The organism is Brevibacillus reuszeri, from assembly GCF_002897295.1.
GTDB lineage: Bacteria > Bacillota > Bacilli > Brevibacillales > Brevibacillaceae > Brevibacillus > Brevibacillus reuszeri_A.
In genome coordinates, this window is sequence record NZ_BEXF01000025.1 from 34687 (window position 1) to 55451 (window position 20765).

Annotated in this window: 21 protein-coding genes, 1 riboswitch and 1 other annotated feature; of the genes, 7 read left to right on the forward strand and 14 right to left on the reverse strand. The window is 47.2% G+C overall.

The window, feature by feature from the left end:
- The first annotated feature begins 111 nt into the window (after window positions 1-111).
- Window positions 112-1026, forward strand: a complete 915-nt coding sequence (locus tag C3B52_RS28080; RefSeq protein ID WP_103109677.1) for a DMT family transporter — start codon at window positions 112-114, stop codon at window positions 1024-1026.
- A gap of 63 nt (window positions 1027-1089) precedes the next feature.
- Here C3B52_RS28080 and nadD read toward each other — a convergent pair whose 3' ends face one another.
- From nadD to C3B52_RS28105, 5 genes are all read right to left on the reverse strand, one after another.
- On the reverse strand, window positions 1090-1719 hold the full coding sequence (gene nadD / locus C3B52_RS28085; protein WP_103109678.1) for a nicotinate (nicotinamide) nucleotide adenylyltransferase: 630 nt from the start codon (window positions 1717-1719) through the stop codon (window positions 1090-1092).
- Between the two features lie 38 nt (window positions 1720-1757).
- Window positions 1758-2315: a cysteine hydrolase family protein gene (locus C3B52_RS28090; RefSeq protein WP_103109679.1), complete on the reverse strand. Its 558-nt coding sequence runs from the start codon at window positions 2313-2315 to the stop codon at window positions 1758-1760.
- A gap of 23 nt (window positions 2316-2338) precedes the next feature.
- A complete protein-coding gene (locus C3B52_RS28095) occupies window positions 2339-3127 on the reverse strand; it encodes an NUDIX hydrolase (RefSeq protein ID WP_103109680.1) in 789 nt (262 codons plus the stop codon).
- A gap of 165 nt (window positions 3128-3292) precedes the next feature.
- Complete coding sequence (locus tag C3B52_RS28100; protein ID WP_103109681.1) at window positions 3293-5416, reverse strand: RNA degradosome polyphosphate kinase; 2124 nt, start codon at window positions 5414-5416, stop codon at window positions 3293-3295.
- Window positions 5417-5682: 266 nt separating this feature from the next.
- Window positions 5683-7218: a Ppx/GppA phosphatase family protein gene (locus tag C3B52_RS28105; RefSeq protein WP_164684978.1), complete on the reverse strand. Its 1536-nt coding sequence runs from the start codon at window positions 7216-7218 to the stop codon at window positions 5683-5685.
- Window positions 7219-7369: 151 nt separating this feature from the next.
- Window positions 7370-7609, forward strand: a binding site (T-box leader).
- A 77-nt stretch (window positions 7610-7686) separates the two neighbouring features.
- Here C3B52_RS28105 and C3B52_RS28110 point away from each other — a divergent pair.
- The gene (locus tag C3B52_RS28110; RefSeq protein ID WP_103109683.1) at window positions 7687-8187 is read left to right on the forward strand and encodes an Lrp/AsnC family transcriptional regulator; all 501 of its coding nucleotides are present in this window, start codon (window positions 7687-7689) and stop codon (window positions 8185-8187) included.
- Window positions 8184-9368, forward strand: coding sequence for an aminotransferase (locus C3B52_RS28115; RefSeq protein WP_103109684.1), 1185 nt, complete (start codon window positions 8184-8186; stop codon window positions 9366-9368). Before C3B52_RS28110 ends, C3B52_RS28115 begins: the two co-directional genes overlap by 4 nt.
- A 74-nt stretch (window positions 9369-9442) precedes the next feature.
- Here the strand turns inward: C3B52_RS28115 and C3B52_RS28120 are convergent, their stop codons facing one another.
- Window positions 9443-10117 (reverse strand): CidB/LrgB family autolysis modulator, encoded by a 675-nt coding sequence (locus tag C3B52_RS28120; RefSeq protein WP_103109685.1) that lies wholly within the window; start codon window positions 10115-10117, stop codon window positions 9443-9445.
- Complete coding sequence (locus C3B52_RS28125; RefSeq protein ID WP_103109686.1) at window positions 10114-10485, reverse strand: CidA/LrgA family holin-like protein; 372 nt, start codon at window positions 10483-10485, stop codon at window positions 10114-10116. Before C3B52_RS28125 ends, C3B52_RS28120 begins: the two co-directional genes overlap by 4 nt.
- 111 nt (window positions 10486-10596) lie before the next feature.
- Between C3B52_RS28125 and cidR the strand changes: the two genes are divergently transcribed.
- Window positions 10597-11478, forward strand: a complete 882-nt coding sequence (gene cidR / locus C3B52_RS28130) for a cidABC operon transcriptional activator CidR (protein ID WP_103109687.1) — start codon at window positions 10597-10599, stop codon at window positions 11476-11478.
- Between the two features lie 186 nt (window positions 11479-11664).
- Window positions 11665-12105: a hypothetical protein gene (locus C3B52_RS28135; protein ID WP_103109688.1), complete on the forward strand. Its 441-nt coding sequence runs from the start codon at window positions 11665-11667 to the stop codon at window positions 12103-12105.
- A 148-nt stretch (window positions 12106-12253) separates the two neighbouring features.
- Here the strand turns inward: C3B52_RS28135 and C3B52_RS28140 are convergent, their stop codons facing one another.
- The 4 genes from C3B52_RS28140 to C3B52_RS28155 all read right to left on the reverse strand — a co-directional run bounded on the left by C3B52_RS28140 (window position 12254) and on the right by C3B52_RS28155 (window position 17450).
- Window positions 12254-13309 (reverse strand): TolC family protein, encoded by a 1056-nt coding sequence (locus C3B52_RS28140; protein WP_103109689.1) that lies wholly within the window; start codon window positions 13307-13309, stop codon window positions 12254-12256.
- A gap of 212 nt (window positions 13310-13521) precedes the next feature.
- On the reverse strand, window positions 13522-14970 hold the full coding sequence (locus C3B52_RS28145) for an amino acid permease (RefSeq protein WP_103109690.1): 1449 nt from the start codon (window positions 14968-14970) through the stop codon (window positions 13522-13524).
- 121 nt (window positions 14971-15091) lie between these two features.
- Window positions 15092-15278: riboswitch (Lysine riboswitch) on the reverse strand.
- 149 nt (window positions 15279-15427) lie between these two features.
- Window positions 15428-16774, reverse strand: a complete 1347-nt coding sequence (gene speD, locus C3B52_RS28150) for an adenosylmethionine decarboxylase (RefSeq protein WP_164684979.1) — start codon at window positions 16772-16774, stop codon at window positions 15428-15430.
- A gap of 181 nt (window positions 16775-16955) precedes the next feature.
- On the reverse strand, window positions 16956-17450 hold the full coding sequence (locus C3B52_RS28155) for a DinB family protein (RefSeq protein ID WP_103109692.1): 495 nt from the start codon (window positions 17448-17450) through the stop codon (window positions 16956-16958).
- A 140-nt stretch (window positions 17451-17590) separates the two neighbouring features.
- On the opposite strand from C3B52_RS28155, the gene C3B52_RS28160 reads away from it, so the two are divergent.
- Window positions 17591-18181 carry a CGNR zinc finger domain-containing protein gene (locus C3B52_RS28160; RefSeq protein WP_235615887.1) on the forward strand — a complete coding sequence of 197 codons (591 nt, stop codon included), beginning with the start codon at window positions 17591-17593 and terminating at the stop codon, window positions 18179-18181.
- Between the two features lie 140 nt (window positions 18182-18321).
- Window positions 18322-19074 carry an alpha/beta fold hydrolase gene (locus tag C3B52_RS28165; protein WP_103109694.1) on the forward strand — a complete coding sequence of 251 codons (753 nt, stop codon included), beginning with the start codon at window positions 18322-18324 and terminating at the stop codon, window positions 19072-19074.
- Here C3B52_RS28165 and C3B52_RS28170 read toward each other — a convergent pair.
- The 3 genes from C3B52_RS28170 to C3B52_RS28180 all read right to left on the reverse strand — a co-directional run bounded on the left by C3B52_RS28170 (window position 19052) and on the right by C3B52_RS28180 (window position 20539).
- A complete protein-coding gene (locus C3B52_RS28170; RefSeq protein ID WP_103109695.1) occupies window positions 19052-19450 on the reverse strand; it encodes a hypothetical protein in 399 nt (132 codons plus the stop codon). The two genes, C3B52_RS28165 and C3B52_RS28170, sit on opposite strands and share 23 nt — an antisense overlap.
- 36 nt (window positions 19451-19486) lie before the next feature.
- The gene (locus tag C3B52_RS28175) at window positions 19487-20011 is read right to left on the reverse strand and encodes an ImmA/IrrE family metallo-endopeptidase (protein ID WP_103109696.1); all 525 of its coding nucleotides are present in this window, start codon (window positions 20009-20011) and stop codon (window positions 19487-19489) included.
- 78 nt (window positions 20012-20089) lie between these two features.
- A complete protein-coding gene (locus C3B52_RS28180; RefSeq protein WP_103109697.1) occupies window positions 20090-20539 on the reverse strand; it encodes a helix-turn-helix domain-containing protein in 450 nt (149 codons plus the stop codon).
- Window positions 20540-20765 lie beyond the last annotated feature (226 nt).

Here is a 20765-nt window from a genome sequence, read left to right on the forward strand (position 1 = left end):
CTAGTTTTCTAGCTAAGTTTTTTAAACTGCGGTAATATCACCATCAGGGAGAAAATTTGTGATACCATGAACTGTATTTTCATTTTCATAGGTCGAAAAAGGAGGTCCCCTGTGGGAAGGTTTTCTATCAAAACAACCATAGCGATTGCAAGTCTAGTATTCATCTGGGGGATCAGCTGGGCGATCTACAAGATGGCATTGGCTTTTACCCCGCCGATTTTGTTTGCAGGAATGCGATCCTTGATTGGAGGCGTACTACTGGCACTCTGTTTGCTGCCAACCTGGAAAAAGATCAATTGGCGTGAAAATTGGCCGAAATATTGTATTTCTGCCGTGCTGAATACGTTGTTTTTCTACGGTATTCAGACGGTAGGGTTGGTGTATTTGCCAGGTGGATTATTCTCTGTGTTAGTTTACTTCCAACCGATTCTCATTGGTTTGTTCGCTTGGATGTGGCTGGGGGAGAGAATGACCTGGATAAAGATTACGGGATTGACTCTGGGCTTCCTCGGAATAGTGTCAGTGAGCGCGGATGGATTTACCGGACAAGTGTCTGCTATCGGTGTCGTTCTAGGATTATTGACAGCATTGACCTGGGCGCTTGGCGTCATTTACGTAAAAAAAGAGAGTGCCAAGGTAGACTCTCTCTGGATGGTCGCGATGCAAAGCCTTTTGGGCGGGGCCGTGCTTACCGTGATGGGAGCTGGTCTGGAGAACTGGTCTGATATCGTCTGGAATACGCAGTATCTCATTGGACTTGGATACGGTTCTACATTTGGCGTGCCGATTGCGATTGCCATTTACTTTAGCTTGGTCAATGCGGGTGAAGCCAGCAAGGTTGCAGCTTTTACATTCCTCGTGCCACTGATTGCCGTCATTACCGGAACCATTTTTATGGACGAGCCGATTACGTTTACACTGCTTGCAGGATTACTTCTGATCGTTGTCAGTATTTATCTCGTAAACTACCAGGGCAAGGTGAAAAAGAGCCGCCAGAAGGCAGCACAGATGACCTACGAAAGCTAACCACGAACAAAAAACAGCCGACAATGAATTGCTCGGCTGTTTTTCTTTTGCTGCGAATCGATGCTAGCTGCGATAAATACCTTGCTCATAAATATATTTCAAGCATTCATCTGGCAGTAAAAAACTGGGGTCTCCGCCCTTGCGGATTTCGTCGCGAATATACGTAGAGCTGATTCCCATGTTAATGCCTTTGCTCATGATATGGAAGTGCTCATCGTTATTGCGCAGCAGGGCATCCTCGGCAATCAGATCGGCAGTCGGATAGCCTTCCCGCGACATGACGATGAAGTAGAATTCGGTTAAAAGCTTTTCCGCATTTCCCCAATTGGACATACCCGTGAGCAGATCTGAGCCCATAATGAAGAATAGCTCATCGTTTGGATATTTTTTGCGCATATGAATCATGGTGTCATACGTATACGTTTCTCCAGGGAGTGCATCCATCTCTACTGTCGAGATTTCAAACAGAGGATCGCCTTTACTGTTTGTCTTGCTTTTGCAGGTAGCGAGCGCCAATTCCAGCATGCGCAAGCGATGAACATCGTCTGTCTGCATTTTTTTATCATGGCGCTTGGAGGAACAAGGGACAAAGATGACTTTATCCAGCCGTCTCCGGTGAGCTACTGTGGCTGCCGTAAACAAATGGCTATAGGTGATTGGATCGAAGCTGCTGCCATAAATGCCAATTCGCATATGAGATCCCTGCCTTTATACGTAGTCGACAATGCTGGTTATGCTTTTTGGGATTGCTTCAAGACTGTCATGCCGAGCTGGTTTTTAAAATGACCGAGTGCCCATTCATGTCCGGCTGGATTGAAGCTGGCGACGGCATCCTCGTGGATGACGACACGAAACCCGTTATAAAAGCCTTCGATTGCGGTGTGCAGCACACAAATGTCCGTGCAGACGCCAACGAGGTGAATTTCCGTAATGCCACGTGTGCGCAGCAGGAGAGCCAGGTCCGTTCCTTGAAAAGCGCTGTAGCGTGTTTTATCCATCCAATGAATGGTATCCTCGAATTCCTCATACGTGTTCTGAATGCTTCCGTACAGGTTTCGGCCTGGAGTACCAATGATGTTATGCGGGGGATAAAGGCCTGTTTCCGGGTGATACGGGTCTTGCTCCTTGTGCGCATCTATTGCCATCACGACAAAGTCGCCTTCAGCCAAAAATTCACGAACGAGCTCTTGAATCCGTCCTTCGATTACTTGGCCTGGCACTCCACATGTCAAGGCACCATCAGTGGCAACAAAGTCGTTGGTATAGTCAATGACAATCAGAGCTTTCATACGTAAAACCTCCTCAGTCGATTTTAATAAATCATGGCAACCGGCATGTAGTCGGTAAAGCGATACAGCTTGGCAGGGGAGTTGGAATACTCTGTTGAGTAGAGCGGGGTACCATCTGCTGCGAGTACCGGCTCTAAAATTCCTTGTCTTCTGGTTGTAGAAAGCAGGCGACGCTCAAAATTGCCGCGATCGCTTACCTTGAACGTAGGTACGACTGTTTCAATCACCTGCAAAAGCTCGCTAAGGGTGAACTCGCCAGGCAAAAAGGCTTTGGCGATATTGGTCTGAAGCATTTTTTCGCGCACCCGCGCTAGGGCATCGGTCAAAATCTCCCGATGGTCAAAAGCAAGCTGGAGTCCAAAGGCTTCCTCTATGGGAAAGAGACGCGCTTCCGATGCATCGTCGTCAGCTTTGGCATGTGCGAGCAATTCCTCGTGAACGAGCGAAACATAAGCGACGCTCGGAATCCAGCCCCGCGGATCTCTGCCAGGCTTGTAGTACGTCTTTAGCTGCTCGATATGAACATCGCGATCGATATTCGTTTCTTCCTTCAGTTCCCGATACGCACACTCATCCAATGTTTCGCTTTCCTTGGAAAAGCCCCCGGGCAGTGCCCATTGCTCACCAAAGGTTGTGCTTTTTCTTTTGATCAAGAGGACGGAAAGCTGCTTGGTCGGCAAAGATTTCGTCTTTGTATGTCTCGCTTGAGAGGTGATGGTAAATATACAAATATCAGTAGGCAGTCCGTCCGGTGAGCGATGCTTTTGGGTACGATAGCTGATGCGCCTGGCTGGCAACGGTTTGATGGACATAAAACCAATCCTTTCGTGTCGATCCCTCATTGCTGTCTTACTTGTATATTATATTTTTGTTTTAACAATGTCAATATAACAATGTTAAAATGTGTGCTTTTAACAGAAAACAAAAAGACGTCGCAAAATGGCAGACGTCAGTAGCGTGTATTCGTTGGTGTATCCCTATTCCAGTAGCGCAGTAATCGGTTTCAGACGTTGTGCAGAGAACGCCTTTTCTCGCGATTGATTGAGTCGGAATGCTTCCTCCCAAAAAAAGAGCTGACTGTTCAGGGGAAATGGACTCTCGGGTTGTACACGTATGTAAGTACCGTCGGGCAAGAGCATGGATGCTTTGGCATCATCTTTGAGCATGACCTCCAGATAATGAATCACTCTGGCTTTTAAATCGTCCTGAACGACAGGGAACAAAATCTCGACGCGTGCGATCATGTTGCGTGTCATCCAGTCCGCGCTGGAAAGATAGACCTGGGGATTCCCACCGTTGCAGAACACATAAATGCGGCTATGCTCCAGGTAACGGCCTACGATACTGATGACCCGTATGTTAGCGCTGACCTCGGGTAAGCCCGGGCGCAGGCAACAGATGCCGCGGACGATCAAATCAATTTTGACCCCGGCGCATGATGCCCGATACAAGGCTTCGATGATTTGTTTGTCAGTCAATGAATTCATCTTGGCGATGATAAAAGCAGGCTTTCCTGCAAGGCTGTTCTCCAATTCTTTTTCAATGAGTGCCAAAAAGCTCTCGCGCATGCCGATCGGCGCTGTAGAGATCTCACGCCAGGCAGGTGGATGCGAATAACCAGACAAATGATTGAAAAAGTTGGACGCATCGATTCCGAATTCCTCACGCGAGGTAAGCATTCCGATGTCTGTGTAGGTGCCTGCCGTTTTGTCATTGTAATTGCCCGTGCTAAGATGCACGTATCTTCTCAGTTGGTTGTCTTCTACACGCACGACGAGTGTAATTTTGCTGTGGGTTTTCAATCCGGCCACTCCGTAAATGACATGGCAGCCGGCATTTTCCAGCTTTTTCGCCCAGACGATGTTGTTCTCCTCATCAAAGCGTGCTTTCAGCTCAAGCAAGACTGTGACCTGCTTTCCGTTATCCGCCGCTTTCAGCAACGCATTGACGATAGGAGAATCTCCGCTCACGCGATACAGCGTTTGCTTGATGGCCAAAACATTCGGGTCGACTGCAGCCTCCTGAACGAATTGGATGATTGGGTCGAAAGATTCATACGGGTGATGCAGCAAAATATCCTTTTTTTGAATCGCTGCAAAAATATCTTCCTCGTCCAGCAAATCAAGCGGATGCTGGGAAGTAAGCGGCTCAAACCGCAGATGATCATACCCTGCGAGTGCATGAAAGCGGAAATAGAAGCTGGGGTCGAGTGGACCATCCAGTCGGAAAATTTCGAAAGCGGACAGCTCCAGCCAATCCTGTAGCGTCTCTTTCAAAAAGTCACTCATAGATGCAGCAACAGCCAAGCGGGAGGGCTCACCCATTTTTCGCTTTTTCAGCTCTTGCTCGATCGCTTCTAACAGGTCTTCCGTCTCGTCTTCGTCAATGGTTAAATCAGCGTTGCGTGTAATCCGAAACGGACTTGCCTCTAGAATGTTGTAGCCCCGGAACAAAGTATCCATATACAGGGCGATGACATCCTCGAGCAAAATGAAATGGGCTTCTCCGTCAGGGGAGGGCAGCTCCAGAAAGCGCGGGACAACAGCGGGTACTTGTACCACAGCAAACAGTGGGCCCTCGCTTTCTGGATCGTCATCCTCCAGTAGCACCGCCAGATTCAAGCTTTTGTTCAGCAGCATCGGGAACGGATGGCTGGCGTCTACAGCCATTGGTGTGAGCACAGGATACAGATGGTGGTGGAAAAATTGATGGACAAACTGTTCCTGCTCACAGCTTAATTGCTCTGCTTTCACAAATCGAATACCTGCCCGCTGGAGGTCAGGCGTAATTTCGTTTTTCAGGATTGCATACATGGACCTGAGCACATGGTGGGTCCGCTCCCAAACGGCTTGGAGCTGTTCCCCTGGAGTCATCCCCGATTTGTTGTCTGGCTTGGTGAATCCAGCCTTCACCTGATCCTTTAGACCAGCTACCCTTACCATGAAAAACTCGTCAAAGTTGCTGCTTGCGATTGCAATAAATTTTAACCGTTCAAATAATGGATTATCCGGATTGGCGGCCTCTGCCAGCACGCGCTCGTTAAATGCAATCCAGCTCAATTCTCGATTGATATAATAATCTGGAATACTAAAGTCCTTCATCCATGTCCAACCCTTTTATATATTTATAGAGGTTGTTCAAAAAGTCGTCTTTTGATCACGAAGGATTCCTGAAAGCTAATCGACATCGAAAATGGCGTTCACCTTTGAAGTCCGGTGCTCATGTAGTTTGCCTACATTCCGCTCCTCCTTCTTCCGGTTCTCGTCATTTTCTCGGTGCTGAAAAGCCAACTTTTTGAACACGTATTTATAGGTAGATGATTCCAACTCATTTAGGACAAGTATAGCAGGCTACTATTAAGTGATTGTTAAGTTTTGGGCTTGTCGAGTACTGCTTCAAACGATATCGGTATTTTCCAACCCTTGGAGAACTTGATCAATGGTTCGTCCAGCAAGGAATATTCCAAATGATCCGTGCGCTTGCCTACGCAAATAAGAGAATACGAGCCATTTGTTTTCGTGAGCTGGACAGAGCGGATCGACTGCGTCATGGAGCGATCCAGCATCCGGGATACTAATAGGACGTGGCCGAGCTTTTCAATCATGCTCTTGTCCTGTTTGGAAACGATGTCTGGATGGCGGTTGATCTGGCTCACCAGCAGCTTATTGCTTTTGTAAGACGCAAGCATCGCGATGAGCAGTCGCTCCCGGTGCGTGTAGCCTGCCATCAATACCTGCGAGAGTAAATAAAACGTATGCTCGGATGACTCGTATACGTTGATGGTACGGCCTGCATCGTGTAGCAGGGTAGCCGTAGCCAAAAGCTCTCGCTCCGCTTGGCCGAATGTATGGAGACCCTGGGCGCCTAGCTGGTCAAACAGAGATAGGGCCAAGCTTTTGACATGCTCGGCATGTGTACGGTCGATGTGATAGCGATTCATGAATTGCGCCGCGGTTTTTGCATGAATATCGCTACCAGTTGCAGGCGGTTCTGATCCCCAAACCGACGCATAAAGTACACCCTCACGCAGACCTTTGTTGCTCACGAGAAGGACATCACTGCCTGTGTGTTCCAGCAAGGATTCAAAAGCAGCGATCCCTGAAAGCACGACATCTGCCCGGTCCTTGGACATCCCTGGAACCTGACGTCTTTCTTCCAGAGGGAGGCTGCGGATATGCTCCAAAATACCCGTTACACTTTCTGTGCTGATCGGGTAATGATGCAGGCTGTCCATGCTGTAGTGAACGGAGCGCTGATGAATTTTTCCCAGATTGCGTGCAGTGCCGCCGATCGCAATCACAGGACATTTTTTGCCCATAAGCCATGGCTTGGATGCGAATGAGGCGGCTAGAAAAGAACGCAGCTGGGCGAATTCAGCTTCTGTCGGTATGTCGCTATGTAGAAACATTTTTGTCAGTGTAACAATTCCAAAAGGGAAGCTGTGACTCTCTTGCAGCCTGCGATTTTGAAAATACGTGATCTCCGTGCTGCCACCACCGATATCAATCGTAACTCCCTCGTCTACATTCATGCTGTCCATCACAGCGAGATAGCCATAATGGGCTTCTTCCTCTCCTGTTAAAATCTGGATAGCGATTCCTGTTTCAGCTTTGATCCGCTGGGTCAGCTCGATCCCGTTTTCTGCCTGTCTGACGGCAGCTGTGGCAACGGCAATTGTTTTTTGGACCTGTCTCGCATCCAGCAGCTCCTTGAATTGGTGCAAACAAGTGAGCGTAATGGATATTCCTTCGGCGTCGAGACGGTTGTTTTGCAGATGATTGCTGAGCCTGAGGCTGCGCTTGATATTGTCCACTTCGGTCAGATTTCCCTGCTCGTCCTGCTTATAAATAACCAGCCTGGCTGTATTTGAACCAAGGTCGATAACACCAATACTTTTCGTCATGAGATTCCCCACTTTGCGATAGTACCATTTTTTGATCTTTCCATTATGCCACATAATTTAAGGATTCCACCCAATAACTTGTTAGTTGACAACAGCCCAAAACCTTTTTATAATCGGAGACATTCAATCAAGCATGAAACACGCATAGCAACGAAACGCCGTGAAAAGGAAAGTAGAAAAGGGATTTGACGTCCAGAGAGCTGCCTGATTGCTGGGAGGGCAGCCGCGAACTCTTTTTGAATGCCACCTTGGAGCTCTGCTTTTGAACGAATGAGTAGAAAGCAGCGACTGGCCCACGTTATCGGGCGCATGTCAATGACGACTGCATAAGTTTGCTTTTTGTGAAAAAGGCAAAAAAGCTGAGTGGTACCGCGATACCTTCGCCTCAGCAATCGGATTTATGGGAAACCATGGGTCTGGTTGCTGGGGCTTTTTGCATGTAAAAAGAGAGAAATGGAGTGGTGGGGTATGGATCGAGTGAAGCAACGAGAACTGCTACATCTTTTGGAAGAGGACAGTCGCATGAGCGCCGAGCAAATCGGTAAAATGCTGGCTGAGCCAACTGAGGCTGTCGAAGAGGCGATTGCCGCGCTCGAAGCAGACAAGGTTATCGTGAAGTATCCAGCGCTCGTAAACTGGGAGCGGGTTGAGGACCATCCATATGTAAACGCGATGATCGATGTAAAAGTAACACCGAAGCGCGATGTGGGATTTGACGAGGTGGCACAGCGCATCTGCCGCTTCCCGGAAGTAAAGGCTGTCTATTTGATGTCAGGTGCGAGCTATGACTTGTCGATCGTACTGGAAGGAAAGACGATGAGAGAAGTAGCCAACTTTGTTTCGCAAAAGCTGGCGACACTCGATTCAGTCGTTTCAACTGCTACGCACTTTATTTTGAAACGCTACAAGCACGATGGGATTGAGCTGGAGGATCGTGACGAAGATCGTAGGATGGTGGTTACGCCGTGAGTACACAATTAACAGTCAACAAAAGTCGTTTATCATCCACAGTCGCTTCTTTGAAGCCTTCGGGAATTCGCCGCTTTTTCGATTTGGCAGCTTCGATGGAGGGAGTCATCTCGCTAGGTGTTGGTGAGCCTGATTTCGTTACACCTTGGCGCATGCGGGAAGCATCGATTTCGTCATTGGAGCGCGGTCATACCGCGTATACATCCAATGCTGGCCTTTTGGAGCTGCGGGTTGAAATCCAGAAGTATTTGGAGGAGCGTTTTTCTGTCAGCTATCATCCTGAGTCCGAAATTCTGATTACGGTTGGAGCCAGTGAAGCGATTGACATCGCACTGCGCGCCATTTTGGACCCAGGTGATGAGGTGCTGGTCGTCGAGCCTTGCTACGTATCGTATGAACCAGTCATTCGTTTGGCTGGCGGTGTACCGGTCTTTTTGAAAACGACCATGGAAAACAATTTCAAGCTGACGCCAGAAGAGCTGGAGAAGCATATCTCTCCTCGTACCAAAGCGATCATTTTCTGCTATCCGAACAACCCAACAGGGGGAACGATGACCGCGGACGAGTGGAAAACATTGCTGCCGATTATTGAAAAACACGATCTTTTGGTGATCTCCGATGAGATTTACGCAGAGCTGACGTATGGTCGGATGCATGACAGCATCGCGGCGCTGCCAGGAATGAAGGACAGAACGATTCTGATTTCCGGATTCTCCAAAGCGTTTGCGATGACAGGCTGGCGGCTAGGGTACGTATGTGCCACTCCAGATTTGTTGGCAGGGATGCTGAAAATTCATCAATATACGATGCTGTGTGCACCAACGATGGCGCAAATGGCTGCGCTGGAGGCACTTCGTCATGGTCGCGCAGATATGGAACGGATGATTGAGAGCTACCGTCAGAGACGCAATTACGTAGTGGATGGCTTTAGACAGATCGGGCTGACATGTCATGAGCCTGACGGTGCATTCTACGCCTTCCCGTCAGTTACCTCGACAGGACTTACCTCTGCGGCATTTGCAGAAAAGCTGCTAATGGAAGAAAAGGTAGCGGTCGTTCCTGGTGATGTGTTTGGAGAGAGCGGTCACGGACATATACGCTGCTCCTATGCGACGTCGATCGATCAGTTGAAAAAGGCGCTGGAGCGGATGGATAGCTTGATGAGTCGGATGAAAGCTTGAGAAGCGTCTATATAATAGAAGAAAAAAGGGATGCCATTGGGTTATCCCTTTTTTTCTTCTTCAAAATCTCCCTATCAGGAGGACATCACGATGGTAGCAACCAGCTGTGTCACGAGCGCCGCGAGGATCATTGAAATGCTGGAGACGGTGCCAGAGATCGGACTTAGCTCGAACGCTTTTGATGTACCTGCACCATGTGCGCTCGTACCGAGCAGGACTCCTCTGGCAATATCATCGGAGATGCGCAGGTATGAGATGATATACGGTCCGATGACAGAGCCGAGCAGTCCTGTAATCAAGACAAGCACAGCAGTAATAGAAGGAACGCCTCCGATCATCTCCGATACATTCATGGCGATCGGCGTAGTGATCGAGCGCGGCAGCAGGCTGAATAGCACCTGATGATCGACATGCAGCAAAAGTGCCAGCAAGGCCGAGGAGACGACTGCTACAGCGGAACCAGCTACCACACTGATCAAGATCTGCGCAGCGTGTTTCTTCAATAAAGGATAGTATTTGTAGAGCGGAACGGCAAAAGCGATGGTAGCAGGCTGGAGCATGTAGGCCAGCCATTTGCCGCCAGCATTGTACGTATCATAAGACGTATGAGTGCAGAGTAAGACAATAACTAAAACGATCGGCGTAAACAAAAGTGGCGAAAACAGTAGTGTACGTTTGAAGCGATAAAGTCGTTTGGCGATGAGGTAAACGAAAATGGTGAATAAGAATCCCAATATGCCGGCAATCATGGACGGGTATGCTCCTTTCGTTTGGAAATGCTCTGGGCTACCAGTCCACTGCAAATCATAACAAATGCGGTACCAAATGCAATCACGAGAAAAATTTGAATCCCCTCATGCAACATCAGGCTTTGATACGAGATGATTCCGACGGAGGGCGGAATGAAAAAAAGCAGCAGCTCGGCAAGTAGCGAGCTCGCTCCCGTTTCAATCCATTCCAGACGCAGGACCTTAGATTGAAGCAATAAAAACACCACGAACATGCCGAGGAGGCTCCCTGGTATTTTCCAATCGAGGATGGAGACAAGCGCGTTCATTATAATAGAAACGACAATAAAAAAAGCAACCTGCCCCAAGAGTATAAGTAGTCTTTTCATGAAGTTCTCTCCCTTTGTGAAAAGTGTACATCACCTCTTTTCATAGGTAAAATGCATATATAGAATCATTGGGATTCATTCTATCTATAGGTGTCGCAAAGGAGCTGTCTGATGGATATCCGGCATTTGCAATATTTTTTGGAGGTAGCTCGCCACAACAGCTTCACCAAGGCAGCGGAGTCTCTCTATATTACACAGCCCACGATCAGTAAAATGGTGCGAAATCTGGAAGAAGAGCTGGGCGTCGAGCTATTTGAACGTTTGGGCAAGCGAGTCGTGCTGACAGACGCTGGGTGGGTGCTGTATTCCCAAGCTGAGGTTATGGTGAAATCGTTTGAAAACATGACAGTCCATATTAATGAATTGATGGAATTAAAAAAAGGCAGGATACGGATTGGATTGCCGCCGATGGTAGGAGCTAATTTTTTCCCACGGGTCATCGGAAAGTTTTGCGAGCAGTATCCTGGGATTGTACTGGAGCTTTTAGAGGTAGGCTCGAAAAAAGTGGAGGCAGATGTGGCTTCGGGAATGCTGGACAGCGGAGTCGTGCTTTTGCCGATTGATGAGGAAGTTTTCGAGTCATATTCATTTGTGAATGAAGATATTCAAGTCGTTGTCCATCCGACGCACCGATTGGCAGCCAAGCAGAAGATATCCTTGGCAGAGCTTGCAGACGAGCGGTTCCTGTTGTTCCACGAGGATTTTGCTTTGCACAGTCGCATCATTGATGCATGTGTGCGGGTCGGCTTTCATCCCCAAGTGATTTACAAAAGCTCGCAGTGGGATTTTCTCAGTGAAATGGTCGCGGCAAATATCGGGATTACTTTGCTGCCCCAAACCATTTGCAGTGAGCTGGACTCCGAGCGGTTTCGCATCCTGTCCTTGGTGAATCCCGAGATCAAGTGGCACTTAGGGATGATTTGGCGAAAAAATGCTTATCTCTCATATGCTACACGGGAGTGGATTCATTTTACCCAAGATATACTCCCCTAATTAATCACTTTATGAAAAGCACCCTCAAGGAACAGCGGAAAATTTGATGATGTTCCTAAGGGTGCTTTGAAATTACCACTTAAAGGAATTTTGTAGTAAAAATAGTAATAATATACTGAAAGTGATTTACTTAAAAAACTATTTATGGTAAAAATAGTATATACCAAAAAATAGGAGGTAATAGTCTTGAAAAAATTTGCACTAGGTCTAACTAGCCTTGCACTCGTTTTCAGCCTTTCCACTAGCGCTTTTGCTGCCACTACAACCTATTTCGAATCTGAACCGAACAATTCTATGTCAACAGCAGATCCTTTCAGCCTAACTATCGGGGAGACTCTTCTGAGAGGCGTATTGGACCCTATTGAAGTAGAAGAAAATTGGGATTATTTCAAGGTAACTCCTAATAAAACATACCAGGCAACTATCAAGTTCAATAATCCGTCTTCTCTGCCGAATGGATTCCATTTCAAAATCAGAAATTCATCAGGGCAGATTATTTCTTCCACTAGGACTAGCACCGAAACACTATCCTTCCAATTTCAAAAAGGAGTACCGTATTATATTGTGATCGATGGTAACAGTACTGATAATTATGTACCTTACACATTGAACATTACGATTCCTTAGTCTATTTTGTTTCAAAAGAATTCTTTTTTGTAAAATAGGAAACCCCCTAGAGGTTGAGCAAGAAATTCTCTAGGGGGTGTACTTTTGTTATAGGGAAAGAAAATAAAAATAGTAAGAGTTCCATTAATAAAAGCTGACTTAGAAAGGATTAATTATCAATAGATTGCTTTAATGTGACGACAGCTACATTATATTGATGCAACGAATCAGCTGCTTTTGTTTCACTATCCAACAATTTTGCTTCTATATCAATCAACTCATCGAGAGTCACTTTTCGATTTAAGTAATCAGACCATGCCTGATCATAGTGCTTCTGTGCGGCATCTTTGGTTGCCTGGCTGTCTTCCATAACTTTTTTCGCTGAGATTACTTTTTCATAGTGTTCCTTCACTTCTTTATCAACCGTTGATTTCGTTCTTTGCAACAATATCTCAGCTTTTTTCAAGTTATTTCTTGCGATTTTACCATCGTAGCTACTCGAGAGAGAATACTTTGCAACAATGGCTACTTTTACTTCGGCAAGCTTTCTTTCCTCTTCGGCTTTTATCATATCCGGGCGTTTTTCGTAGGCGATGGATTGCACTTCTTCCCATGTAGGCAATTGATATTGAATCAGGTCGTAAGCGGACAAATTCCATTCTTTATCCGGAACTTCCAGCAGCAAATCATTAAGCTTGGCCAACGCCTCCTGGTGGCTTGTTTGAAGTTTAGCAAGCGCTTCTTTGGCTTCTGCGTTCGGGGATGGATACCAATAGTGGCGCTGGATGCTTTGCCTTTGCAATTTTATTTTGGTTTCGAGAGAGAGAACTTCCAGATAAGCCTTTTCAACCTGGAGCCGCAGTGAGCTTTTTAGTGCATCCATGGTGGCTTTGCTAGCAGCAATATCCTTTTTCGCTTCTGCTGCCTTTTTGTATTTCGACTGGGCATCTTTGAATGTATAGATGGAATCTTCTTTAATTGCCTGACTATCTCTGAGTGTTATGAGGGAATCGTAGTAGGTTGTATCGGCAGCTAACCGGAGCAATTCCAGGTCGGCGTTGTTATTCAGAGCTTTTTCGATAGCTTGGTCAATCGTAATGGATGCCAAATTCGCCTGTTCGGCAGCAGCGGATACGTGAGCAGAGGGGAAAGCTAGGGACGAGCTGGCCAGTAATGTGGTGACCAAGGTGGTGCTATAGATGTGCCTGAAAAGTTTGGACTGCATGATACAAACCTCCTAGAGCATATATGTTATATTTGATAACGATTATCATTATCAAATTAATCAAAAGTATATATTTCCACTTTTATTTCGTCAACAGAAATAATCCTGAGAAAGAGAAAAAAATGCAGAAAAATATTTTTGCTGTAACAAAAAAAGGACCCCCATTTTGCAAGGAGGTCCTACTTTGTGCAGTTCAAGAGATCGTGCTGCGTTTAATGAGAGTTTTCATCGATGCTGAAATCTACACGATCCAGCGGCACCAGCTTTGTTTTTTTCGTAAATTTATAGACTAACCAGACGATCAAGAAGAGAGGCAGTCCGATGTAAGACACCATAAGCCCGTTCCAGTCGATTCCTTCGGCAGAAATCGCGGAGTAATTTTGACCAAGAATGACAATACAGCAGATGATAAAGGCGAAAATAGGGCCAAACGGGAACCACTTTGCCCGATAAGGAAGCTCCTTCAGATCGCGTCCTTGCGCCAGAAAAGCTTTGCGGAAGCGATAATGGCTGACAGCGATACCGAGCCATGCGATAAAGCCTGACATCCCGGATGCGTTTAACAGCCAAATGTACACTTCGCCATCGCCAAACAGCGAGGACAAAAAGGCGAGCGCCCCGATTAAAGCAGTCAGGATCAAGGAATTGATCGGTACACCGTTGCGTGTAACCTTGGCAAACCATTTAGGCGCTTTGCCTTCCTTGGCCAGCACCCAAAGCATGCGGGTAGAAGCGTACATGCCAGAGTTACCAGCGGATAGAACAGAGGTGAGAATGACAGCGTTCATCACCGAAGCTGCGAAGGCAAATCCTGCTTTTTCAAACACGATGGTGAACGGGCTGATTGCAATATCTGAAATATCGCCGCTAATCAGGTTAGGGTTATCGTATGGCACCAGGAGACCGATAATGGCAATCGCAAAAATATAAAACAACAGGATACGCCAAAAAATCTGACGAATGGCTTTTGGAATGTTTTTTGCTGGATTTTCACTTTCACCCGCCGCGACACCAACCAGCTCTGTTCCCTGGAAAGAGAATCCTGCGATCATAAAGACACCAAGCAGCGCCATGAAGCCGCCATTAAATGGAGCGTCGCCTTTCGTGAAGTTTTGGAATCCAACAGCTTCTCCACCCATGATACCGAAAATCATCAAGACACCAATTATGATAAAGACAATAACGGTTACGACCTTAATAAGTGCAAACCAATATTCGGATTCCCCATAGCTCTTGACTGACAACAAATTCAGACAGAACATAAGGACGAGGAACAGGGCACTCCACATAATAGAGGGAGTATCCGGGAACCAAAATTTCATGATGAGAGCAGCAGCCGAAAGCTCGACGGCAATGGTAATCGCCCAGTTGTACCAGTAGTTCCAGCCGAGGGCAAAGCCCAGAGATGGATCGACGAAGCGCGTCGCATACGTGGAGAAGGAACCGGAAACCGGCATGAAAGCAGCCATTTCTCCCAGACTTGTCATCAGGAAGTAAACCATGATACTGATAGCGATGTAGGCAACCAAAGCTCCGCCAGGTCCGGCAGAGTGGATGGAGCCACCGCTTGCGAGGAATAATCCTGTACCGATCGAACCGCCAATGGCGATCATGGTCAGGTGACGGGCTTTTAAACCACGTTGCAATTGATTTTCTGACATAACCTACTTGCACGACCTTTCTAGAAAATGATGTTCGTAAAGGTAGGTCGGAAACGAAAAAACCGCCTGTAGCCATAAAAAAAGGCACAAAGCGGTATCATCAAATCCCCACCAAGCCTTCACTGAAGATAGCACAACACGCTTGCCGGCACGCAAGACGTGACAGTTCTGTCCCTTTCGGGTACAGCCCCAGCCCATGCGCACAGCGATACGCGATGGACTTCGGCGGATTTTCCTTTTCCTGCAGTCATGAATTTCTGCTGAATCTCGTACAGGATCATATAAAAGCCGCGACCTCTATCCTCACCGTGAAAGATGAGGATACATGTATGAAATTGATTTATTTATCAACTATATAAGATTGTTCTGTATTTATCAATGTAAAATCTAGTCATTCCTTTTTCCTCTGTACAAAAAATCCCCGCGACAGCATGGCGTCTGAGGGGGATTTGCCATTCTACATACTATTTCCAGCTTCCTGCTGATAATACTTGTGCAAAACCAGATTTCCTAGCGAATTGGTCGTCGCGTTTGCCCGTTTTAACAAAATACCCTGTTTGAAAGCAAAAAGGGCATCTATATCGGCTGGGAGAGTACGAGCGGGTACAGGTATGCTGTCTGTCTTGCGGATGAGTGGTTTTTGTGCCGCCAAGTGAAAGCCCCAGTCACCGAAGGAAGGGACCAGACAGTGATAGGGTTGTGTGTGAAGTCCCGCAGCCTTTAACGAGAGCTCTATACTCCAATAAACACTGGGTGCGTCTTCGGGAGAAAACGACTGGCAAACCATTACACCATCATCAGAAAGCTGTGCAGCGAGGCGTTGAAAAAATTCCGTGGTGTACAGCGCGCTAATGATTTCATCGGCTGGATCAGGAAAGTCCACGATGATGATCTGATAGGAAGGTCGTTGCAAGTCCAAAAATTGAGCAGCATCCTGAGGATGAACGTGTACACGCGGATCATGCAAGGACGACTCGTTCAGTGAAACGACTGCGGGTACGAGCTTAGCTACATCCAGCACCATTGGGTCCAGATCGACAAGGTCAACATGCTCAACCCCAGGGTACTTGAGGGCTTCTCGTACAGCGAGTCCGTCACCACCACCTACAATGAGTACACGTTTATGGGATGCAGCATACAGGAAAGCTGGATGAACAAGTGCTTCGTGATAGATTCTTTCATCCAATGAGCTAAATTGCAGCTGCCCGTCCAAGTACATGCGCATGTCGTTTGCCTCGATCAGCTCCACGCGCTGATAATTACTCGTTCCTTGGTATAGCATGGTATGTTTGCCAGCTAGAATTTCTTTGCGTTCTATCTGGTCGTAGTTGTCACCGCGATTTGAAGCAGAATCAATCCCCAAGGAGACATTGGAAACAGAAATGTTGTTTGCCTGATCGGACGTGCTTGCAGAATCAAGCCGCGATTGCATGGACCAAATCGCCGGCTCACCACTGCCTGTGTTAGAGCGATCTATGCCGTATACGAGCGCGCTTTTTGAGGAAAGTCCACGAATAAGTGTTTCAATTTCTGTAGCTGGATCATCGTCTCCACATGTAAACAAATCAAAGGCAGCATACGAGTACTCGGGCCACGTGTGAATCGAAATGTGTGAGGTGGAGAGTAGAATAATGCCAGTTACTCCCTGAGGATCGAATCGGTGGAAGCTAGTCGCCAAGATCTGCATACCAAGTGATGAAACGATTTGATCGAGCAGCTTTTCCAAATGAACGAGATCATCTAGTAAAAGAGGATCACAATCGAAGGCGTCGACTACAATATGACGTCCCTTTACTCCATTCATTGTGCATCCCCAACCCATTTGCTCAAAGCGAACAACTCCTTTATCTAATATATGTTCAGGATACGGTGCTGAAAGGATAAAGGTTTGTACGATTGACGCATAGTGACAAGAAATAGGTTGAATTAATAAAAGAAAACTACCGTCCATAGATGCGTAGACGGTAGTTTCCATGATGGTACCTCTATAAAAATGAGCGTTTTTCTGGCCATGTTCCCTGAAGCTTGCGGATTTGCACGATTTGTCCTGTGTGAAAGGCATCATGAAGTACGATGCTCATCACACTCTGACCTAAAGGAATACTGGGCAGCGGTTGGTCAAAAGCATCTTCGGTGAGCGAGGCGAGCTTTTCATGTATTTGACGATGAACTTGCTCCATGCGAGCAACGGTGGCTTGCCATGCCTCTTCATCATCTGGACCGCCTGAGGGAGTAAAGGTGTCATCGTTTGTCTCGGCGGATAGGGGGAACTCGGTATTTTGCAAACGATGCAAGAGCCGCTCCTTGAAAAATAACAGGTGACTGACATTTTCCCAGATGGTGTTAGCGGCTAGGCCATCAGGGCGCCAGCTGGCCTGTGCAGCGGAAAGTCCGGTCAGAGCATCTCTTAGCGGTGGGTACCAATCTTCTTTGTCGTAGGTACATTTCCATTCGTGCAGCAGTAATTCCATCCTGTTCATGTGCATCCTCCTCGTCTGTGAAACGAAATAAGTAGGCGGTATAATGGCTCTAAGGATGATAATGGTTGTAACTTACAAAATTCATTTTGGTCGTTACAAGGAAAAACATACCATATCCTCGGTTTCCATACAAGAGGTTCTTGAGAGGACATGCAACGAACGGGGGAGCAGTAGTGGAGTGGCTTTGCATTGACTTTTTAAATAGTGATTGGCGAGATTGGCGGGGTTCAGGCAAAAGAGAAAATCGACTGGATAAGCAGGAGTGGCTGGAGAACTTTTTTCACCAATGGAAGCTGACGCCGCCAGCTCCAGCGGATGAACAGGTCAGGCTGTCACTGTTGCGGCTTCGTGAACAAATGCGCAGAATCGTAGAAGCAGTGGTCAGCGGTGAAGCCGCGCCACAGGAAGATGTAGATGCATTGAATCACGCATTGGCTTTGGTGCCGTCTTGCATGCGGGTAGCAGAAGACAAAGAAGGACAAGGCTATCGCCTGGAGCAGATAAGCAAAGCAGAGGGATGGGCGCTCATACAAGGACGAATAGCGGAATCCTTTGCACAGCTTTTGACGAGCCAGGATGTGCGCCGGATCAAAATTTGCCATAATGACGATTGTAAGTGGGTCTTTTTTGATGAGAGCCGCAATCGGGTAAGACGCTGGTGCGATGATAAAATGTGCGGAAATTTGATGAAGGTCCGCCGTTTCCGCGAAAGGCAAAAGGAAAAAGGGTGAAGCGCAAATCGCGTTTCGCCCTTTTATTTTACAGTGACGAAGCTGGGATGAAATGAATCTTTTCATACAAACACGCACATGCAACGGAAAAAGGAGACATAATAAGAAGCAGATAGCTGGGAACGGATGGTGATAAACGGATGAGTCGATATCGGAAACGTTGGTTTCAGATTATCGTATTGGCGGTATTGCTTGCTGCCTGTACAGCGATATGGTATTTACGCCCGTATGAGCCTGATCAGGCAGCTGCTGTGGCTATGCAGGGAGGAGAAGGGATCACGGTCATGAATACAGGTGACTGGATTGCTTTTGAAGGCGGAGAATCGCATGATCCCGGTATTATCTTTTATCCAGGCGCTCTGGTTAAACCGGAAAGCTACGCTCCACTCGCCAGATCGCTTGCTGGCTCAGGGTATCGAGTATTCATTGCAAAAATGCCATTAAATTTGGCAGTGAGCGATATGGAACGGGCCAATCAGGTGTTAAAAGCCTATCCGAAGCAGACGTTTGTCATCGGTGGGCACTCTCTAGGTGGAGCGATGGCTGCTCGTTATGCCCCCGCACATACGGATCGGATTCGCGGTGTTTATTTACTCGGAGCTTATCCGGACAAACAAGGAAGCTTAAAGGAGGCAGGAATCCCTGTCTTATCACTTCTGGGATCGCGCGATGGGATTGTGAATCAGGAAAAATTTGAGCTGGGAAAAACATATTTACCGGAAAATACGAAGTATATGTCCATTGAAGGAGGCAATCACGCTCAATTTGGCAGCTACGGGAAGCAGGACGGAGATCAGCCGGCTGCCATCACCCCGCAGGAGCAATGGCAGCAAACAGCTGCAGCGTTGAAGGATTGGATAAGAAGCGAGGTCATGGGTGTGGCTGGGAAATGATTCCGCTGACAACGCCTGTGATCCGAATGTTTTCAGAAGGGAGGATGAGGGGCTCATCGTCCTCGTTGGTGGTCGTAAACACACACTCTACCGGATTGACATCAGCCGCGATGCGAACGATAAATTGCCCTTCCTGTCTGACTAGAACGGGTCTGTCCTTAATCGGTTCCATCGAAAAATTGGAGATCAGCAAGGCATCTCCCGCAAGTATGCCGAGTCCACTGAGCCCCGAGTCGCGCATAATGAGCGCAAAATTAGCTACATGGTAGCTGGCGACCTGAATGGCAGGATAAAGAGAAAGCTCTTCGTCATTTCCGATTGCCAGATCAAAAAAATGAGTGCTGTAGGCATCTCCTGCGACGAAGATGTGCTTCATTTTAGTCAATGGCCTCCTTTTCTTAAGCGGCTGGACTTACCAAAAAACAGGTACGCCCCTTGCGTGCAAGCGAGCGAGGACGCGGTCGAATCGTCTGCTTGCCATCGAGAGCGGGACGCGAAACCGCTGTGCCAGCAGAGCGGGTGCATCGAAACGGGAGCAATCTGCCAAGAGTGGACTGATCATGAAAAAGGGCAGCAGCAGATGCTCAGCAAAGTGGTTTGCCTGTGATTCCTGCCAATCGATCATCCATGTAGTGCTTTGAGGCTGAACACCCTCATGCAAAAGTAAATGCCCCAGCTCGTGTGCGATTTTGACTCTTTGGTAAGCAGGCTCTAGTCGCTCATCGACAGCAATGATGTACCTGTTTTTTAGTGTTGGATGCTCATGAGCTCTGCTGCGGCCGTTAATTTCAATAATTTCGATGCCGTATGTCTCGCATAAACGATGCAGATCGATTTGCTCGGGCTCCTCCATGCCCAAGTGTCGTAGAAGCATGTACACCCGGCTCTCCATCCAGGTCTGCGGCTCGCAGATTTCTTGAAAAAAAGGTAGAAACATCCAGTGTTCCGCCTCCCATACCAATAAAAATGGAACGTACGTTCTGTTTTGGCCGTGAAAGAAAACCCCGCAATGGGGTTATTTTTTTTTCAAATCTTCCGTTATGTCGAACAAAGAAGGCGGCCTTGTTTCTCGTACCTGACGTACCTTCAGCTGCTTTTTCAAATCGTACCAGTAACGACGAATCTCTTTTTTCTCTTCTTCAGATGCCTCCAGATAACCATCCAAAAAGTAATAGTCATCCGGGTCGTCGATTTTTTCCTGCAAAAGCTCGTCCAAAGAACGCTGTTCCTTAGCCAGGGAAGCTGATGCAGCGGTGTTTGCTATTACATCGTTTGTTCGACCGAGCAGCCAATCCGTCGTGACCTCAAGTATATCTGCCAACTGCCGCAGCATATCGTTAGGCGGCGTGCTGTGATTGTTTTCATAGTTGCTGATCGTCCCTTTTGTTGTGCAGACATGCTCTGCCAACTCTTCCTGGGTCAGACCTTTTGCCTTACGGGCTATGCGCAAGCGCTGGGATAGCATGAGCGAGCCAGTCCTTCCATAGAGGATGTACAACTATATTGTACTAGAAGAGAGAGAAAAAGAAAAGATTGTATGATGATTTTATTTTTTATGATTGACTAACAAGAAACTTGTACTTTATTATGTTTGTACAACTGAATAGGAACGTTTGTTCTGTTTTGAGAATGGATGTGCGTTTGGAAGCAAGCGCGAATGTCCATTCAATCCATGCTGAGAAAAGGAGGAG

What these genes read in the sequence shown, in the direction of transcription:
- C3B52_RS28180 (WP_103109697.1), bottom strand. Translation starts at nt 20,539, where the DNA reads ATGCTATCCCAGCGCTTGCGCATAGCCCGTAAGGCAAAAGGTCTGACC.
- C3B52_RS28125 (WP_103109686.1), bottom strand. Translation starts at nt 10,485, where the DNA reads ATGAAAAGACTACTTATACTCTTGGGGCAGGTTGCTTTTTTTATTGTC.
- C3B52_RS28100 (WP_103109681.1), bottom strand. Translation starts at nt 5,416, where the DNA reads ATGAAGGACTTTAGTATTCCAGATTATTATATCAATCGAGAATTGAGC.
- C3B52_RS28120 (WP_103109685.1), bottom strand. Translation starts at nt 10,117, where the DNA reads ATGATTGCCGGCATATTGGGATTCTTATTCACCATTTTCGTTTACCTC.
- C3B52_RS28145 (WP_103109690.1), bottom strand. Translation starts at nt 14,970, where the DNA reads ATGTCAGAAAATCAATTGCAACGTGGTTTAAAAGCCCGTCACCTGACC.
- nadD (WP_103109678.1), bottom strand. Translation starts at nt 1,719, where the DNA reads ATGCGAATTGGCATTTATGGCAGCAGCTTCGATCCAATCACCTATAGC.
- C3B52_RS28170 (WP_103109695.1), bottom strand. Translation starts at nt 19,450, where the DNA reads ATGAAGCACATCTTCGTCGCAGGAGATGCCTACAGCACTCATTTTTTT.
- C3B52_RS28105 (WP_164684978.1), bottom strand. Translation starts at nt 7,218, where the DNA reads ATGACGAAAAGTATTGGTGTTATCGACCTTGGTTCAAATACAGCCAGG.
- C3B52_RS28090 (WP_103109679.1), bottom strand. Translation starts at nt 2,315, where the DNA reads ATGAAAGCTCTGATTGTCATTGACTATACCAACGACTTTGTTGCCACT.
- C3B52_RS28155 (WP_103109692.1), bottom strand. Translation starts at nt 17,450, where the DNA reads ATGAACAGGATGGAATTACTGCTGCACGAATGGAAATGTACCTACGAC.
- speD (WP_164684979.1), bottom strand. Translation starts at nt 16,774, where the DNA reads ATGAATGGAGTAAAGGGACGTCATATTGTAGTCGACGCCTTCGATTGT.
- C3B52_RS28140 (WP_103109689.1), bottom strand. Translation starts at nt 13,309, where the DNA reads ATGCAGTCCAAACTTTTCAGGCACATCTATAGCACCACCTTGGTCACC.
- cidR (WP_103109687.1), top strand. Translation starts at nt 10,597, where the DNA reads ATGGATATCCGGCATTTGCAATATTTTTTGGAGGTAGCTCGCCACAAC.
- C3B52_RS28175 (WP_103109696.1), bottom strand. Translation starts at nt 20,011, where the DNA reads ATGTTTCTACCTTTTTTTCAAGAAATCTGCGAGCCGCAGACCTGGATG.
- C3B52_RS28165 (WP_103109694.1), top strand. Translation starts at nt 18,322, where the DNA reads ATGAGTCGATATCGGAAACGTTGGTTTCAGATTATCGTATTGGCGGTA.
- C3B52_RS28095 (WP_103109680.1), bottom strand. Translation starts at nt 3,127, where the DNA reads ATGTCCATCAAACCGTTGCCAGCCAGGCGCATCAGCTATCGTACCCAA.
- C3B52_RS28110 (WP_103109683.1), top strand. Translation starts at nt 7,687, where the DNA reads ATGGATCGAGTGAAGCAACGAGAACTGCTACATCTTTTGGAAGAGGAC.